The sequence below is a fragment of the Pseudodesulfovibrio nedwellii genome (assembly GCF_027923765.1).
In the GTDB taxonomy this organism is placed as follows: Bacteria; Desulfobacterota; Desulfovibrionia; order Desulfovibrionales; family Desulfovibrionaceae; genus Pseudodesulfovibrio; species Pseudodesulfovibrio nedwellii.
On sequence record NZ_AP026709.1, the window covers coordinates 3004762 to 3022500 of the forward strand.

Annotated in this window: 14 protein-coding genes (1 of these 14 only partly in view); 2 read left to right on the forward strand and 12 right to left on the reverse strand. The window is 51.0% G+C overall.

Features of this window, described 5'->3' with window-relative positions:
- Positions 1-995: 995 nt before the first annotated feature.
- The 12 genes from SYK_RS14045 to dnaE form a co-directional block, all read right to left on the reverse strand.
- Positions 996-2669 (reverse strand): flagellar hook protein FlgE, encoded by a 1674-nt coding sequence (locus SYK_RS14045; RefSeq protein ID WP_281760903.1) that lies wholly within the window; start codon positions 2667-2669, stop codon positions 996-998.
- A 66-nt stretch (positions 2670-2735) separates the two neighbouring features.
- Positions 2736-3467, reverse strand: a complete 732-nt coding sequence (locus SYK_RS14050; RefSeq protein WP_281760904.1) for a flagellar hook assembly protein FlgD — start codon at positions 3465-3467, stop codon at positions 2736-2738.
- Between the two features lie 12 nt (positions 3468-3479).
- Positions 3480-5192 (reverse strand): flagellar hook-length control protein FliK, encoded by a 1713-nt coding sequence (locus SYK_RS14055; RefSeq protein ID WP_281760905.1) that lies wholly within the window; start codon positions 5190-5192, stop codon positions 3480-3482.
- A gap of 132 nt (positions 5193-5324) precedes the next feature.
- On the reverse strand, positions 5325-6734 hold the full coding sequence (locus tag SYK_RS14060) for a glycosyltransferase family 9 protein (RefSeq protein ID WP_281760906.1): 1410 nt from the start codon (positions 6732-6734) through the stop codon (positions 5325-5327).
- A gap of 3 nt (positions 6735-6737) precedes the next feature.
- On the reverse strand, positions 6738-7952 hold the full coding sequence (locus tag SYK_RS14065) for a CgeB family protein (protein ID WP_281760907.1): 1215 nt from the start codon (positions 7950-7952) through the stop codon (positions 6738-6740).
- Between the two features lie 34 nt (positions 7953-7986).
- The gene (locus SYK_RS14070; RefSeq protein WP_281760908.1) at positions 7987-9405 is read right to left on the reverse strand and encodes a sensor domain-containing diguanylate cyclase; all 1419 of its coding nucleotides are present in this window, start codon (positions 9403-9405) and stop codon (positions 7987-7989) included.
- A 40-nt stretch (positions 9406-9445) separates the two neighbouring features.
- On the reverse strand, positions 9446-9910 hold the full coding sequence (dtd, locus tag SYK_RS14075; RefSeq protein WP_281760909.1) for a D-aminoacyl-tRNA deacylase: 465 nt from the start codon (positions 9908-9910) through the stop codon (positions 9446-9448).
- Positions 9911-9912: 2 nt separating this feature from the next.
- Complete coding sequence (locus SYK_RS14080; RefSeq protein ID WP_281760910.1) at positions 9913-10167, reverse strand: hypothetical protein; 255 nt, start codon at positions 10165-10167, stop codon at positions 9913-9915.
- Positions 10168-10169: 2 nt separating this feature from the next.
- A complete protein-coding gene (gene queD, locus SYK_RS14085; RefSeq protein WP_281760911.1) occupies positions 10170-10550 on the reverse strand; it encodes a 6-carboxytetrahydropterin synthase QueD in 381 nt (126 codons plus the stop codon).
- A gap of 19 nt (positions 10551-10569) precedes the next feature.
- On the reverse strand, positions 10570-10935 hold the full coding sequence (locus SYK_RS14090) for a nucleotide pyrophosphohydrolase (RefSeq protein WP_281760912.1): 366 nt from the start codon (positions 10933-10935) through the stop codon (positions 10570-10572).
- Between the two features lie 11 nt (positions 10936-10946).
- Positions 10947-12143, reverse strand: a complete 1197-nt coding sequence (locus SYK_RS14095) for a patatin-like phospholipase family protein (RefSeq protein WP_281760913.1) — start codon at positions 12141-12143, stop codon at positions 10947-10949.
- Positions 12144-12217: 74 nt separating this feature from the next.
- A complete protein-coding gene (gene dnaE / locus SYK_RS14100; protein WP_281760914.1) occupies positions 12218-15760 on the reverse strand; it encodes a DNA polymerase III subunit alpha in 3543 nt (1180 codons plus the stop codon).
- A gap of 243 nt (positions 15761-16003) precedes the next feature.
- On the opposite strand from dnaE, the gene SYK_RS14105 reads away from it, so the two are divergent.
- Together SYK_RS14105 and SYK_RS14110 are read left to right on the forward strand one after the other, a co-directional pair.
- The gene (locus tag SYK_RS14105; protein ID WP_281760915.1) at positions 16004-17239 is read left to right on the forward strand and encodes an EAL domain-containing protein; all 1236 of its coding nucleotides are present in this window, start codon (positions 16004-16006) and stop codon (positions 17237-17239) included.
- A 62-nt stretch (positions 17240-17301) separates the two neighbouring features.
- Positions 17302-17739, forward strand: the 5' end (the start) of a protein-coding gene (locus SYK_RS14110) for an SLC13 family permease (RefSeq protein WP_281760916.1). 810 nt of this gene lie beyond the right edge of the window; the window shows 438 of its 1248 coding nt (coding positions 1-438); its start codon is at positions 17302-17304; its stop codon lies off the right edge, out of view.

Sequence of the window (17739 nt, forward strand, 5' to 3'; positions counted from 1 at the left end):
TTGTTTGAAGATGCGCCTTTGGCGAGAGTCATTGTTGGGTCTGAAGCACCCAAGGCTTTCCATGCCCTGCGCGGGCGGCGGATTTTTTTGGCTGAGCCGCCCCAAAAAGAACCAAAAAGCTCGGCTCGCGAATTTGGGCGCCTCCATGATCGGCGGCAAGAATCTGATCCAATCGAGTCGGCTCCACCCGATTATAAGTATAAGCTTTACCTCTCCCGTCATCCCTCAGTTTAAGACAAATTACCTGATTCCGTTATAAGAGCCGCCTCTTTCGATTGGTCAGCTTCTAGGCCGCCGGTCAAGGGCTGAGGTTCGTCTTCGTTTGGTTGTGCGAGGAAGAAATTGTCTTCGGAGGGAGAACGGTGTTGGGGTGCTGAAGCACCCCAAGGCCCTTTATGGATAACGAAGAGCCTTAATCAAAATGGGCATTTTCACTAAGAACGAATTTATAGCGATGAAATGTGAAATTTTAAAGTTATGTATTGTTATCAAAGCACCTAGAATCAAAAAATAAACACCTACACCGCCCCCCCCCTACAACGACGGACAATTGATAGCGAGCCTTAGAGCCTGTCTTGCGCGGCGGAACGTAGCCCGACCGAGTCTGTGTCACAGACAATCCTGTCGGGCAGTGGAGTCGCGTACAGGCTCTTGGGTTCGCTATCAGGCGCACAACGAAAAAGGCGTTTTTTGCCTCCTTATTTTCGCCTCAAAAAAAGCAGGTCGCCGTAAAGGCGAAACTTTTGTAATAATTCCGTTTGCTCCCTCACTGCGAAAGCACGCAAAGCCCACCAAAAACGAAGACCCTCTTTTCCCTTTCTATTAAGTATGAATAACATTTCGCTTCATTCACGTGCCTGCACCAAAGACCAAAGCGGCCCGGCAGATGGGTATTCTGCCGGGCCGTAAGGTCTTCTGTTATCCCCCGCGGGTCAGACGGGGGATATCTTGGAGAAGGAGTCTATGAGTATGGGTTACTTTAGACCTCTATGTGCTTAACGCTTCATGGCGATAACTTCGCCGAGCATTGAGTCCGTTGTGGTGATGACCTTGGTGTTGGCCTGGAATCCTCGCTGCGTGGTGATCATGCGAACGAATTCAGTAGCCATGTCAACGTTGGACATCTCCAGTGAGTTGCCGTCAATGGTTCCCTTGCCTGTGGAGCCTGCCTGCCCTGTCAGGGCGGGGCCGGATTCACGGGTTTCAGAGAACAGGTTGCCGCCTTCTCGTCTGAGGCCGTGCTCGTTGGTGAAGGTCGCCAGGGTGACGGCGTAGAGTTCGAGTACCTGACCATTGGAATAATGGCCGGTGATAACGCCTTCGCGAGAAACGGATATGTTCTGCAGGATACCTGCGGAGTAACCGTTCTGGCTTTGGAACAGTGTGGAGGAACCGCCAGTGTCATAGCTCTGTGTGGCCAGTGCGCTGACTGCGGGGTCCTTGAAGTTCGCCAGATATCCGGTATTGCTGACATTGTTGCCAACCATGGCTGCGGTGGTAGGTAAGGTACCGAGGCCTCCTTGCCAACCAATAGTGACCGCCCCGCCGTTACTGGACAAGTCGCGGTTGCTCATGCCGAAATCAATTTGGAGCGGCGTGGCATTTGTCGCTTGAGCTGTACTAGCATTGGATTTACCCAGAAAGTTGGCTGTACAGACAGGGTAACCACTGGTGGAGAAATCTGCCAAATCCCAGTTGTTCAGATCCTTGAGCGCACCGCCACCATTAGACTTGAGCGTGTATGCACTCATGCCGGACAATTGACCTGTGGTAAAGGTCATGGTGCCGATCATGAGCACACCTGCTGCTGAAGTCCCTCCTTGTCCAACAGATGTCTGGAGTCCGTTTGCGCCGGAGAGGACACGATTGTCTGCATTAGGTTCACAGGTGACCATGTATTCCCAGACTGTGTCGCCACCAGCGTTGCTCATCGTTACCTGATCGTAGTAAACAGTCAGATTGTGTGCGGTGCCGATGTCGTCATACACCTTCAGGGTGGTTGAATACCCATAAAGCGTCGGTGCCAGCGGAGTTTCTTCGTTACCGCGCCAGTTGTTGAACATGGCAAAGTACGGATTGGTATCGCTGGACGATCTGTCTGGTGCCGTCGGGTCCAGGTTGGTGACGATGGACACGTTGCTGGTTGCATTTGGTTCGGATTGGAAATTTTCTAATCTGATGTCCGTTGGGGTTCCGATGATTCGGGCTGAACGCGGGGACAGGGATGTGTCCGAGCTGGACGTTGTTACCGATGTCGTGGAACGTTCGATTTCCCACCCTTGCAGAACGTAGCCGTGGGGATCCACGAGAAAACCGTCCTGATCAAAGCGGAAGTTACCTGCTCTGGAAAAATATTTCATGTCTTCGCCGAGGGGTGAGACGAGAAACATGCCGTCACCGGAAATTGCCATGTCGGTGGCTTCGGTGGATGCTTCGAAAGCTCCCTGACCAAAGTCCGAGTATACAGTGGACACGCGGACACCGCGACCCACCTGGCCGATACCGTTGACTGTCGAAAAATCGGTGCTCATGAGATCTTCGAACTGCATCCGTGCGCCTTTGAAACCCGTGGTGTTCACGTTGGCGAGGTTGTTGCCGATGACCGTCATCCTTTCGGAATGCGCCGTAAGGCCGGAAATGCCTGAATACAGTGATGCTCCTAAACCCATATCTACCTCCTAATCTCTTCTCCAAGAGCCTGCGGCTTGGATGCCGTCAGGTGAAATTCGTGTGACCTATTCTTCTTCGTTTTCATCTTCTGAAGGTGGAACCACCGGATCTGTTCCGGGATCAACCACTTCCTTGACGTTGAGGAAGCTGATAAATCTGCCATCGCTCAGGCGCAGGTACTGCGTGCCTTTTTCGTTGACGACGGCATCGACCCTGCCGGAAATTTCCGTCTGGACCATGACGTGTTTGCCGTTGAGATCTTCGCCAAGGACACCGATGCCGTATTGACCATCGGGTAATTTCTGACCGGCTTCGTTCTTACCGTCCCATTCATACTGATAGGAACCGGCTTTTTTGCTTCCCAGCTCGACAGAGCGGACGATGGCACCTTCTGAATCGTAGATGTTCATCATGATCTTTGAGACTGGTTCGCCGAAGCCATAGTAAATGGTCGAGGCATTACCTTCGTTCATGCTGATTTTGTAGCCTTCAGCCTTGACTTCCTTGCCGATGAAACTGACGGCTGAGAGCATATCGCTCTGCTGCATTGAGCTGCCCAGCGATTTGATGCCGTCGTTGATGTTGGTGAGCTGCTCAAGGCTTGAGAACTCGGCCAATTGGGAGGTCATCTCTGTGTCCTCCATTGGATTGAGCGGATCCTGATGGGTAAGCTGTGCCACCAGGATGGTCAGGAACGAGTCCTGGTCCATTTTTGATTTGTGCTCAGGGGTGTTGGATGCGGCGAGTCGCTGTTCCTGTGTCCCGAGAACCATTCCACCATTGTCTATGTAACCCATAATAGACCTCTCCTACGCAATAACGTGTAACCCATGTGCGGCATTAATTGCCTGCTCACGGAGTTGTTGCAGGTCTCGGGCCACCATGCCGCCATCGCCGTTACGCATGTTCTTCATATGGTTGCGCATGGCGACCATGGCTTCTTGATCGCGGGACATATTATGTTGTTCTTGTCCGAACCAATCATGGGCGTCCTGGTTGCTGGCAAGCCCGGTTTGGACGTCCAATTTCTCAACTTTTAGCCCTTGGTTTTCTAAAGAATTCTTAATGATATCTAAATGTTCATTGATAATCTTTGCAGCTTCGGGACTCTCTGCCCGGATACTTGCGCTCACTTCCTTGCCGTTGACCTGAAGCACGATAGAGAGCTTGCCGAGGTTTTCGGGCGTGAGTTGCAAGGTGAGTTGCTTACCACCATTATTCAGGGTTTTGATGAAGGCATTATCCACCTGCTTCATAACCTTGGGGGCGGAAACTTTTTCCCATGCCTGGGTCTTGGTTCCGGTTTCGGTTGTGGTGGTTAATCCTGTTTTGAGAGCCTGCGCTGTATCTTCAGTCTTAATCTGTGTTTTGTTTTGTACGGAACGGGAATCGTCGTCGGTGACCTTGCCGAGCAGATTGGTCCAATGTTCGTTGGATGCAGCGTTCTGCTGTTCGGGAGTGTCGGTGTTGGCATCCGGTTTGGCGTCAGTCTTGATCTCGACTTTGTCCGCCATGTTCTTTTCGGAGTGGTCCCTGACTTTGGCATCGGGCAGGGCGTCTTTGCGGTCTTGTGTGGCCTGCTTGAAATTGCCATTCACTTCGGTCTCAAGAGAATCCTCTGCCACACGGGGTTTCAGATCAACGGCTTCGGCGACCTGACGCGCGAGAGTGCTCTCCTTGGCCGAGTCGCCCATGGCGTTGACAAAGCCCTTGGTGACGGCGCGGACCAGTTCCTGATCCTTGGAGTCCATCTTCCCCATCTCCTGACGTATCAGGGTAAAGGCTTGCTTGACGTCCTTGGGAAGGGAATTGGTGCCGAAGAGTTCTTGAATCTTGGATGTGAATTCTTTGGAAAAGCTCAAAGCCGAAGTAAAGGCTTCGATTTCTTGCTTGTTGAAAAGCAACTGCTTGCCCTGCGGCATGGCGTCGATCTTGGCCTGGAGGGCCTTCATAACTTTAGCTTGATTGCCATTCTCCAGGTTGCTGATCAGCTTTTCGCTTTCCTTGGCGGTAAAGCCAAATTTCGAAAAGAAAGAATTCAATTTTCCTTTTTGCTCGTCGGAAAATTCGTGCGTTCGCATTTCGGCCATACTTTGAGCTACGGTCGAGACGAACTGTCCCCAAGTCATGCCTTCTTCACTGTTTATCTTGTCTTCAATCTCGGTGATTTCTTCTTCCGACATTCCGTATGCTTCAAGATCGTTTTTGACTTCTTCGAAATCTTCTTGAGTCATCAGGGATTCGCGTTCATCCATTTCAGGTTCCGGTTCTTCTTGAACTGGGACTTTGGTGCCGGCGGCATTGACAGCCTCTTCCTGGTTATCTGTGTCAGGAGCGGATTCGAGCATTTGTTCCTGAGAGGAGACAGGTGCCAGGGCGAGTTCGTTCTCGACCATGTTGGCGTGCTCATTGAACAGATCAGCGAACAGGGCGTGTTGATCACCCTTGTTTGCGGAGGCTATTTTTACCACCGGAAGTTGTTCGGTTTTCTTTTCTATGGCGATGCCGGGAATATTTTGCATACTTTTCTCCTTCGCCTCACTTACAATCAAAAGGCGTGCCAAAGGAAAAGTATCAAGGAATCAGTATGTTGACTGGATGTTCAGGTAGGAAGAAATAACCCTTTTGGGTCTTGGAAGTCGGGAGGGAAGTCTTTATCGACAGGCTGCGACCAGTTTCTCCAGGAGCATGAGAACTCTGGCCCAGGCCGGGCGGGAGTAGTCATTGTTCTCAAGGTACATGTGGGCGTATCCGGTGAGCGGTTTCATTGCGACAGGGCTGTCCGCCCAGAAAGATTCGTCGAGAAGTGTGCCGTTTTTTAGTCCGTGTTTGAACTGACGGCCCATCTCCGGGATGTGCGAAAGCAATGCTTCGGCTTCTTTCTCGGAAGACTCGGTTAGGTTGCTCCATGCCGTTGAGAGGGGCGAAGCTTCCCACAGGCCGAACTCGTGACCAAAGTACTGTTGCCAGAAGCGGGATAGGAGTCTTTCGGCGTCAGGAGGTGCTGGGTCGAGTCGTTGTATCTGATAAAGGCCGAGGTCGGATTTTCCGGTCTCGAAAAGTGTCAGTTCTGGCAAGTCCAATTTGGCGAGTTTGGCCGATCCGTTCCCGGCCAATATGCATACGGCAAGTGCAGCCACTCGTCCGGGCTTGAACGCGTCACGACAGTAGAGCCGGTCGCGGGTACATTGCCAACACCCTTTTGCGCAGTCCATATCCGCTCGAAGTACATAATGACCAGGTGAGTATGGGCCTGTTTCCCATGGATTCACATTGCCCATGGATAAATTTAGACATTTCAACCCGGACCATGCTGCCAGATGCATGGGGCCGGTGTCTGGAGTGATGAAGAGTCCCAGCGTTTGTCCCACAACACTGAATTCATCCAGTCCGAGGGTTCCGCACAGATTCAAGGCCGGCCCTTTGGCGAGCGAGACGACTTTTTGTCCCAGTTCCTTTTCTGCCGGACCGCCAAAGAGAACCGGGCGCAGATTGCGACCATGAAGTTCATCTACAAGTGCGGCCCAGAAGGTGGCGGAAGGGCGTTTTGCAGGATCGCTTGCACCGAGAAAAAGACCGACTTTGTGTCCATCCGCAAGGGTGCGGGGCATGCTAAATCGGGTGGCCTTGATGCTTGCATGGGGTATAACGTCAAGAGCGTTGAGTTCTGCCCAATGATATCGGTTGTAGAGATTATTTTTCACCAGTGACGTCCGATAGAGCTGCCAGTCTCCATGAACAAAGTGGGAGCCGTCGGCAGATTGAACCGGACCAAGTTTGTGTTCTGCTGCAACTTCTCCTGCCAGAATGGCGGCTTTTTCCTGAATGGACAGATTGAGAACAAGTTCGAATGAGTGCCGTTTGAGAACATGCAGGCCGGACCACGGGAAATATGTGACCGCAGGGGAAAGTTTCATGAGCGGTGTGTAAAAGGCTTCCTCGGCTGCTACAAAAATAGGGTGGCCGGGATAACTGCGGGCGAGCCAGAGCATGAGTGGGTAGGAGAGAATGAGGTCTCCCATCCGCTGCATCTGGAGTATGAGAATCGGTTTTTTGTTCGCCATGGATTACTCGAACGTCTGGCGCATGGTTTCCATGAGGCTGAGCATGCGGTGGTCGTATGTATGCTCTGCCAATACGCGTTTGCGGGCGGCGTCGATGATTCTTTGCCGTTTGTCCGGTGCGTTCAAATAAATGTCCACCAGTCCGGGAATTTCGTCCGGGTGGTTGTAAAAGACGATTTCTTTGCCCGGTTCGAACAGTTCTTCCATTTGTCGGCGGTAGTCCGTGAGCAGGAACGCACCGCAGGTGGGCACGTCAAAGACTCGTTGGTTGACCGCACCTTTCATCTGTTGACTGGTACAATTGAAGTTGATGTCGGAAAGCGGATAGAAATCCGGTAGGTCGTCGTAGTATGACAACTCGGAGTGGTATCGCCAGCCCGTGCGCCTTTTGAGCAGCTCGTTCCACCCGGGATCGCCTATGATGAGCGGGTCGAAGTCGAGGATGCGAAGGATGCAGTCCAGTCTGTAGAGCAGGGTCGACTGCCATGTGATGAAAGTCAGGTATGCCTGTTTTCGTTCCGGTGTTTGCAGATTGTCGAATTCCGATAATAGCTCAGGGAAATGTTGTCTCAGGAATCGACCGGCCTGTGGTTCGCCGGATTCTCCAAAGGCCTTGGCGACCACCATACCGGCTTCCAGCAAACGGGGAGACGGCATGGATGCCTGAATGCGTTTGATGGTTTTCGTCAACATAGAGTTGCCAACAAAGGAAATGGGGGCGCGCCATTTTTCCACAGGTTGTGTCCGATGCGGTACGAGTCTTGTTGGATCAGCGCCGAGCGGAAGATGGAAGACGTTATGAAATCCCATGTTCTTGAGTGAGTCCACAGTGTCGAAGTCCCAAGTGAACAGGGCTGTTCGGCATTCGAAGAGATTTTGGTAGGCATCAAGAATGAGGTGTGGGTTGTCCACGAACCAGGATGCCAGCGGAATATCGTAATTTTTGAGCAGGGTGGTGAGTATTCCCTCGCGGTCAACGCCAAGATGGTTGACCGTGAGAACGAAGTCCGGCTTGAAGGCCGTCAGGGTTGCCACCATTTGTGTGACAAAGGTGTCGAGGTCCATTTCCTTGGTGCCGAAATCCAGAAAATGATATTCTACGCCGAGTCGTTCACACGCGGCTTTAAGTTCGCCGATAAGAAAATACTGGCTGGTGAGCAGGAGTATGCGCGGAGCTGTCTCTCTGAAACCGGGCCATGGATTTTGGTCTTTTTGCATTGCCCACAAGGGTACCTGCGCCTGGCAGATTTGTCTACAACTCGCCGGAGCCGTTGTGCTTCTTGGACCGGTAGAGGTCCTTATCCGCTCGCATGGTTATGGAGAGAAGATCTTCACCTTCTTCGTATTGGGCTAACCCATAGCTGAAAGTGATGGGAAGGTCCTCGGAAGATTTAGCAACAGCCGTGAGTGCTCGTTCTGCCAAAGCACCGGCATCATCGATGTTACCGGTCAGGAAAATGATGAATTCATCGCCACCCCAACGGGCCAGAATATCTGTCGGCCTGATGGTTTCTCCCACGGTGCTGGCTACGCATTTAAGCACTTCATCGCCCTTGAGATGTCCGTGTTTGTCATTGACATCTTTGAACTTGTTGAGGTCTAGGATGATGGTGGATAGTTGTTCGCCGTATCGTTTGGTTTTGTAGGTTGCCTGTTGGAAATATATTTCCAATGCACGACGGTTGGCAACACCGGTCAACGGATCGGTTTGGGCCAGCCGTTCCAGTCGTCCCTGGAAGTGATTGACCGTGAACGTGCACAGTACGATTATTAGAAGTGACGTACATATACCTATAATAATGGTGCGGACAAGATTATCCCTCGCAGAAATCAAAGCGTCATCTTCGCTTTGTTCGACGATGAGATACCAATTCAGTTCCGGGATGTATTGGGTAGAAAGCAGGTAGTGAGTGTCGTCCCAATTATATTCCAAGCTGAGTGATTTTTCTCTTTTGGTGAGTATCTTTGAAGCAAGGTCACGGATTCCACCGGCCTTAGCAATGGAATGCTTCTCGATAAGCCGTTTGTCGTGGTGTACCTGAACTAGGCCATCCTGATCCACGAGGTAAATTTTTCTGTTGTATTTCTTTTTTGATTTTTTCAGGAGCTCGGCAGCATGTTCGATGTTCAATCCCACACCAGCAACACCGATGAAACGGCCATTGTTGTCTTCCACTCTGAAGTTGACGAAAATTGTCAGTTTGTTGTTTTCAACTTCATTGGTGTCCACATCCAGATCGAATTCCTTGCCTGAACGTCGAAAAGCATAGAACCAAATATCGTGAGGGTCTCGTGGCCCAATTTCTTTGAGTATGCCTTCTTGGCTGTAATAGGCGTCTGTTGCTGATGAGACGAAAAAGGTGGAAATGAATCCATATTTTTCCTGAATTTTTTTGAGGTAATTCGTGATTTGCCCGATATCCCGTTCTCCATCGGTCACCCAGTTTTTGAGAAATGTGTCATTCGCCATTGAGGACGATACGAGCAGTGGCCGCATCATGACGGCTTGAATTTCCGAATAGATATTTTTGCCGGTCAACGGCAGGGAGGAGTGGAGCAATTCGGCTCGGATGGCCCTGCGCGTGAAAACGTAGTTGACCAGACTTGTTGCCAGAAAAGCGGAAACAAGAATGAAGGAAAGGGCTAATATCAGTTTGGATTTAATGCTCATTACGACAGTTTAAGGTATCCGGCTTATAAGGACAACGGTTTTACATCTCGTCTGAATCGAGAATGATGGTGACGGGACCCCAATTGGTGAAGTCCAGATGCATTTCTGCTCCGAATCGGCCAGTGGCAAATTGACCGGGGGCAGCCTTGCGTGCGTCTTCCACAAAGCGGTCGAATAGGGATTCCGCAATATACGGATGGCAGGCGTTGGTGAAGGACGGACGGCGACCTTTTTTGCAGTCTGCATATAACGTGAACTGGGAAATGAGCATGATGTCGCCCTGAATGTCTGTGAGCGATCTGTTCATTTTGTCGTCTTCATCCGGGAAGATGCGTAGGTTCACCAGTTTGTCGAGCATTTTCTTCCAGATGGGCTTGCTTGGCAGGTCCGCTTCATCTGCATGGCCGAATCCGACGAGCACCAGCAGGCCGGTGTCAATCTCACCGACAACAGCGTCGTTGACCGTAACCTTTGCGTCGGAAACACGTTGAACGACCAAACGCATGACTAAACTGTCCTTTCATGGATGGTGGTGATGTGTTGGCTGATACGCTGTTCTTCCTGCTGTTGTTTGGCGTCGTGCTGGCAGCCTTTACTGAGTGCTGCGAACAGGAAAAAACAGACGAATGCGAGGAAGGCTATTCCGCTCAAGATGCGTTTCGGATTACTACGTGAATCCTTGGGGATGAGAAGACTGGTCATGATCTTGCCGTAAGACATGCCATTGATTTCGCCCCGTTTTTCTTCTTTTTTTTCTGACACGGTTATTCTTCCCAATAGGTGGCCTTGGACGATTCTTTCTCCGAAACAGACACTTCGACCAAGCGGACTGGCTCCGGCATGTTGCCGTCCAATTCCTTATATATAAACATGGCGATGTTTTCGGAGGAAGGATTGACCTCGGTAAAGCACTCCACCTCGTTAAGGTGTTTGTGGTCGAGTTTTTCCAACACATCCTTAGTGCGTTGTTTTATTTCCTTGAAGTCGACAAGGTACTGGATTTTATCGTCCAGTTTGTCGCCTTCAACCACTACTTCTACACCAAAGTTGTGACCGTGCATGTTTTCACACTTGCCGCCGTAGTTGCGCAGTTGGTGTGATGCTGAAAAATCCTGCGTGATAGTCAATTTCCATTTGCCGGGCATATAATGTCCTTAGTTTTTTTTAATACTTGTCGCGATCTTTGTACTCGTGGGGGCGGCGGTCACCGTCCTGAAATTCTTCCACCGGGTACTTGTGCTCGTTTCTCTCGCATTTTTCATGGGCAGCCGCAACCAGATCAACGCCCAGTTCCGAGGACAAGCGGGTTAGGTAGATGAGTACATCGGCCAGTTCTTCGGCCACGGCTTCCTTTTTTTTGCCGCTTACATTCCAACTTTCCTCGACGGTCAGCCATTGAAAGTGTTCGACCAGTTCGCCTACTTCGGCGGTGAGAGCCATGGCAAGGTTCTTGGGAGATTGGTGTTTTTGCCAGTGACGTTCTTCTACAAATTTGCGGTGGCGTTCATCGAGTTGTTTGAGTGAGTCCATGGTTTTATCATTTATTGTTGAGGGTTTAAATCATAAGGCGGCGTTTTGTGCCAGGGGGTTGTACTTTTGGCCATGTCCTGGCCGACTTTGAACAGTTTGGACATATAATTCGGGTCGAATAATTCGTTGGAATCCGCTTGAAACGTCGGCGGGATGAAGGCCAGATTGAAATCTGCGCCGTCCCGTTCCGCGACATAAAAGATTCTGTAGAGATCCCCGATACCTTGATTCCGGATCAGGCCGGTCAGGGACCGAGCGGCGATGTCGCCCAGATTGGGGTTTACCTGAATCGGTTTTGTGGTCAATGCATCATTGCGGATAACATAGAGAATGATTTTTCGTGAGATTCCCAGTTTGTCGAGGTTCTTTTTCATGTGAACACTCGGCGGGTATGCGAAAACCTGATTGGTGACGCCTCCGTCCACATGCATTTCTTCGTATTTTTTGCCGTCGATTTCAAGGGAGAAATACATTGGTGGAAATGCCACGGGAACGGAAGCCGAGGCCAGAATGACATCCCGAATAAGCTGGTGGGCTTTTTTTGTCTGGAATTGGGCGATGGCCCCTATATTCCAATAAACCGGGCGCATTTCGTCAAGGTTCGTCGTGCCGACGAACAGCCGTCGTCCTTTGCGATGTTCGGCGGCGATTTTGTTGATGATTTTTGTATTAACGTAGGTCTTCAACGCCCGCCGAAAAGAGTTCACGTTAAAGAGGCCGTCTCCCACAAGAGCAGAACCGATCGGACGGGCTTTTACAAGATTGATGGTGCTGAATGTTGTGTAGAGAAGCTTGAGCGTGGCATCATATTCCGGCCCGAGAAAAGCGAAGGGGGCAATGAGCGCCCCGGTACTGACGCCGGTGACGAATGTGAAGTTTGGTCTGTCACCTCGAGACGTCCACCCCGTCAGAAATCCTGCACCAAACGCACCGTCCGCACCACCCCCGGATAAACTGAGCACAGTAAAATTACCGGTATTGCCCGTCGCCGCTTCCTGTGCAGCCCATTGAGCCAAAAGCAAGCGCATGGCCGCCTTTTCCGGCGCCGAGTCCCCATAAAATCGGATGTATTTATAATTCGGCAACTGCCCATCATGTAAAAGTCCTTCCGGCATGGGGGACCGTTTGCCGCTACAGCCAGCCAGTATCAACGCCAGGCATAGCAGAGCCGTGAAATGGAGAATGTGGTTTGTGCGTGTGACTTTCATTAGTCCTCACCATTGCGCGGAGCGCACATAAAAAGTTTCGGAAGGTGAGAGGCCTTGGGGAAGGAGACGCATCCTTACTTCATGGCAGCCTGATGCTTCAAGGCATCGCCGTTTTGCCATTTTTCCACATCTTTCCAGAATTCGCGACTTGGGAAGATCTTCCAGCCATGGCCGAGTTTGAGCGTAACCACACTTTCTTTTGTGATGATCCCGAGAGTGACGTGCGTGTTGCCGGGATAGCGTTGTAGAATGGTTTTGAGCATATTCAGATGAGAATCCACGGCGCTTTTTTCACCGATCCAGAGCGGCACGGGTTTGTCTGAACCTTGAACCGCATCCGCCAGGAACATGACCTTGTCGGCTAGAATCTTGGCTGACTTGGGCGCCTCTTCCTGACCAGGTTCTTCGCGAATGTCGATCTTGCCCTGAATCATGAGCGGGCGGTCCGCGTCGATAAGCTCGCGTGCGTCCGCATAGACCTTGGGCAACATGGTGACTTCGCCGGATGTGGTCAGATCTTCGGCCACGCAGAATGCCATGGGGTCACCGCGCTTAGTAATGAACTGCTTGTAGTCCGGGATAATCACGGCCACGCGAACTTCTGTTCCGTTGGGAATATTTTTGCAGTCTTCAAGGGTGGAGGTGCGCAATCGAGCCAAGTCCTGACGATAGGCAAGCAGGGGGTGGCCTGACAGGAAGAAACCGAGCACCTCTTTTTCGAGGGTCAGCTTTTCCTTGTCGTCGAATTCTTCGATATCCGAACAGGTGGGCGAATGAGATGGGGCGTCTTGCCCGCCACCGCCGAGCATGTCCAACATGTTCAACATGCCGGAATCTTTTTCCTTGGCCTTTTTTTGACCGATGGCAACGGCCTTTTCAAGATCTTCAAGCAGGGCAGCACGGGAACAGTCGAAACAATCCAATGCGCCGGCTTTGATGAGCGATTCCAAGACTCGTTTGGTCACGCGGCGTAGATTCACCCGCTCGCAGAAGTCGAAGATATCTTTGAAAGGTCCGCCGTCGTTGCGTTCAACCACGATTTCGTTGATGGCCTCTTCGCCAACGTTTTTGATGGCGGCCATGGCATAGAGAATGTCGCCTTCAAGTACTGAGAATCGAGCATGCCCCGCGTTGATGTTGGGCTGCTTGACCGTGATCTCCATGTCGCGACATGCATTGATGTACATGATGATTTTTTCGGTGTTGTTCATTTCCGTGGACATGAGAGCGGCCATGAATTCAACCGGGAAGTGCGCCTTGAGATAGGCGGTGTGATAGGAAATGAGTGCGTAGGCGGCGGAGTGTGATTTGTTGAAACCGTATGCCGCAAATTTTTCCATGGTGTCGAAAATTTCGTTGGCGATCTTGTCGGGAATTTCATTTTCCCGTGACCCTTCAAGAAAACGGGAACGCTGTTTGGCCATCTCCTCGGCAATCTTTTTACCCATGGCACGTCGGAGCAGGTCACCTTCACCGAGTGAGTAGTTGGCAACAGTCATGGCGGTGGCCATAACCTGTTCCTGATATACCATAACGCCGTATGTGGGCTTGAGCGTGTCCTCCAGCGAAGGGTGCGGGTAGGTGACATCAATGTCGCCGTGTTTACGCATGATGAATTCATCAACCATGCTGACGCCGTGGGAACCGATCATGCCCAGCGGGCCGGGACGATAGAGCGCGAGCATGGCGACGATGTCTTCGAAGCAGTCAGGGCGTAGCATCCTGAGATATTTACGCATGCCTGATGATTCGACCTGAAAGATGCCGTCCGTGTCACCTTTGGCAAAAATGGCGAAGGTGTCGGGGTCGTCCAAATGCAGGGTGTCGAGGTCAGGCGCGTTTTTGCCCTGTTCGCGGATGATGTCCAGACAATCCTCGATAACAGTCATGGTGCGCAGGCCCAGAAAGTCGAACTTGATCAGGCCGACTTTTTCGACTTTTTTCATGTCGAACTGGGTCACGATTTCACCCTTCTTCCCTTTGTAGAGAGGAAGGTATTCGACCATGGGTTTGTCCGAGATAACCACGCCCGCTGCATGAGTGGAGGCGTGTCGACATAACCCTTCGAGACGGGTGGAAATATCTATGAGTTTTGCGATTTTTGGGTCAGTGGCAACCATGTCGTCCAATTCCAACACAGCCTTGACCGCATTGGGGACGTTGATTTTGGCTTTTTCCACGCCGAGCAGTTTGGCCATGAGGGCGGGGTCGTCCGGGATGAGTTTGGCGATACGGTCTGTTTCGCCGAAGGTCATGCCGAGTGCGCGACCAACGTCTTTAATAACCGCCTTGGTTTTCATGGTGCCGAAGGTAGTGATCTGCGCCACACGATCATGGCCGTACTTCTCGGCGCAGTATTTGACGACTTCGAGACGGCGGCGTTCGCAGAAGTCAACGTCGATATCAGGCATGGATACACGTTCGACGTTCAGGAAACGCTCGAACAGCAGATCATACGGGAGGGGGTCGAGGTTGGTTATCTTGAGAGACCACGCCACGATTGAACCGGCTGCAGAACCACGACCGGGGCCGACTGGGATGCGATTGTCCTTGGCCCAGTTGATGAAGTCCTGCACGATAAGGAAGTAGGCCGGGAATCCCATTTCAACGATAACGCCGAGCTCGTAGTCCAGCCGATCCCAGTACCGTTTTTCGTCTACTTCATAGGTAATGGTATCCAATCGCCGTTTGAGACCTTCGCGGCAGAGCTTGTCGAATTCTTCGTCCATGTCCGATACACCTTCGGACAGCTCGTATTCAGGGAAATAGTAGTTACCCAACTCGATTTCGAGGTTGCACTGCTCGGCAATGCGCTGGGTGTTGAGGATGGCCTCGGGTACATGGGCGAATGCCTTTTCCATTTCTTCAGGCGTTTTGAAATACAATTCCTGCGTGTCCATCTTGAACCGCTTCTCTGCGTCCACAGTGGTCTGTGTCTGGATGCAGAGCAGGGTGTCATGCGCTTCGTAGTCCTCGGCTGTCAGGTAATGGCAGTCGTTGGTCGCGACCATGGGCAGACCAGTCTTTTCCGCGCATTTGATGAGCAATTCATTGAGTCGGGTCTGCTTGCCTATACCGTTGTCCTGCAATTCAAGATAGAAGTTGCCGGGGAAGATGGACTCATAGGTCTTTGCCATCTCCACGCCTTCTTCCAGACCTTCGTTCATGAGTTTGCGCGGTATTTCACCTGCCAGACAAGCGGACAGGGCGATGAGTCCTTCGGAGTGTTTTTTGAGCAAATTTTTGGAGACGCGTGGTTTGTAGTAGAACCCTTCCAGGTAGCCAGTTGTTACCAATTTGGTCAGGTTCTGGTACCCTTTGCGGTTCTTAGCGAGTAGCACCAAATGGTAGCCGCCTCCTTTTTCCTTACGCTTGTGTGCGTCCTCATCGTCTATGTCACCGGGAGCCACATAGACTTCGCAGCCGATAATGGGCTTGATGCCCATCTCCATGGCTGCCATGTAAAAGGTCGCGGCTCCGAACATGGATCCGTGGTCGGTGATAGCCACGGCAGGCATGCCGAGGTCTTTGGATCGCGAAAGCAGATCCTTGATGCGGATTGCGCCGTCCAAGAGGCTGTACTCTGTATGGACGTGAAGATGAACGAATTCGGCCACGGTGCTCCCTGTGGAAATGCGGTTTACTCAAGACCCCAAGGTATACTGGATTCCTTGCGGCTTTGGAAGAAGTGAACCGGTGATAGTTCATATTTTTGGTAACCGCTTGAAGTTGAATGTGATCCGGGAGTGTGTATTTGTGTTGTTAATCTTTATAGAGTGTTGACCGCGCAGGCCCCTGAAGGTACGTTCTCGTTTTGCGTTTAAGTAACTATTGTCAAAAAGGTTGAAAGGAGCGAGTGCGTGGTGGAAAATATTTGTCCTCCTGTTGACGAGGAGGGGGTTCGAACAATCCTTGAATCCAAACGAGTAAATACGAATTTTCAGCCAGTTGTAGCTATCGCTTCCAAATCTATTATTGGTTTTGAGGCCTTTTCGCGTGTGACGGGCGATGATCGCTTTATTGATACCCGGATGTTGTTTCACAAGGATTTGAGCCCGGAACTTATGGTGGGCGTGGATCGGATGTGTCGTCGTATGGCACTTGAGAAGTTCAAGCCGATTCATGACGCCCATAAGAAACTGCTTCTTGGCCTTAACGTTAATGTGGAGATCTTTCCGCATATCGATCCGAATAACCTGACGTTGCCACGGCTGATTAAGGAGGCCGGGATTGATCCCGGTAATATTGTCCTTGAAGTTATGGATTTCGCGCCTGATAGGGATTTGGTGGCATACTATTGCGAGCTTGTGCAGGGGTTGGGGTGTAAGTTTTGTCTGGATGGATGTGCTGTGGATGATTCGTTTAATTACGCCATTACCAAGATTAATCCTGATTTTATTAAGTTGGACAGGTCCTTTTTTGGCGAGGCCGAACAAACTGATTACTCGGCAAAAGCCCTGGATGCATTGCTTTCTGTCGCAGGCCATGTAGGAGCATCGGTCATTGGTCGGGGGGTTGAAAGTGAATCCGAGTCTATTCGATTGCTTTTGGCCGGGGTCGATTTGCAGCAGGGCTATTACTATACAAGGAGCGAAGAGAGTCGCCCCGGAGATCCTGCCGGAAAATTCATGGAAAAGATTGTTGAGACTCATGACAAGTATTTTAAGGTGAAGAACAAGCTGGTCCTTCATAAAAAGCAACGGTTTGTTGAGGCTTTTAAAGACGTTTCTGCAATTTGTACCAAGCTTTCCAATATGTCGGAAGAATGGTTTGAGGATGGATGCAAGCGTTTGGTTCGTAAGGTTGAAGAGGTTATTTCCATCTTCGTGCTTGATGACCGGGGACGGCAGATAACCCGACGTATCTCAGCAGGAACTGTGCAACCGCCGCACCATCCTGATGCGATTATGGAAACAGGTACGGATCATTCCGTGGAAGATTATGTCCTTTATCTTGATATCGGCTATGAAAAGTTCGTTACTCCTCCGTTTGTCTCCCCGTTTACCGGAAAGCGATCGTGTTTGATCAGCAGGCCATTTTTTAATGTGCAAGGTTCTCGGTATATGGTTTGTGTGGAACTGCCTCACCCTGGCTAGTTGACATTCCCCGGTGAAAGCGGTCCATTGTCAGTGATCGAAACGTCCAGCCGGGAGCCTTTGTGGAATCCTTCACCGACCTATCCGCCTATCTTTGGCACCGTCTGCCACTGATCTTGCTTTTTGTTTGTGGTTATTTTGTCTATCAGCTTATGGCTGCAGCCCGAATTACGGACAGTTTTGTATCCTGGTCTTTGAAGAAGAGCCGGGGCCATGCGTCCTTTTTGATCCTGTATATCATTGCCGCATCCGCGGCCCTGTCTTCTTTTATTCCCAATACCATCACAGTGCTCACTTTGATTCCGGTGCTTAAGAAGCTGGACAAGGATTTTGCAGAGCAGGGCGCCACAGGAATGACCACGGTACTTATGTGTGCGGTAATCTATGGTGCGGCCATCGGTGGCATGGGGTCCATGATTGGCTCACCTGCCAACGCCGTGCTGTTTGCTGCGCTGGATGTCTTTGAAATCGCTGGTCGTGAACAGATCACGTTTTTTAAC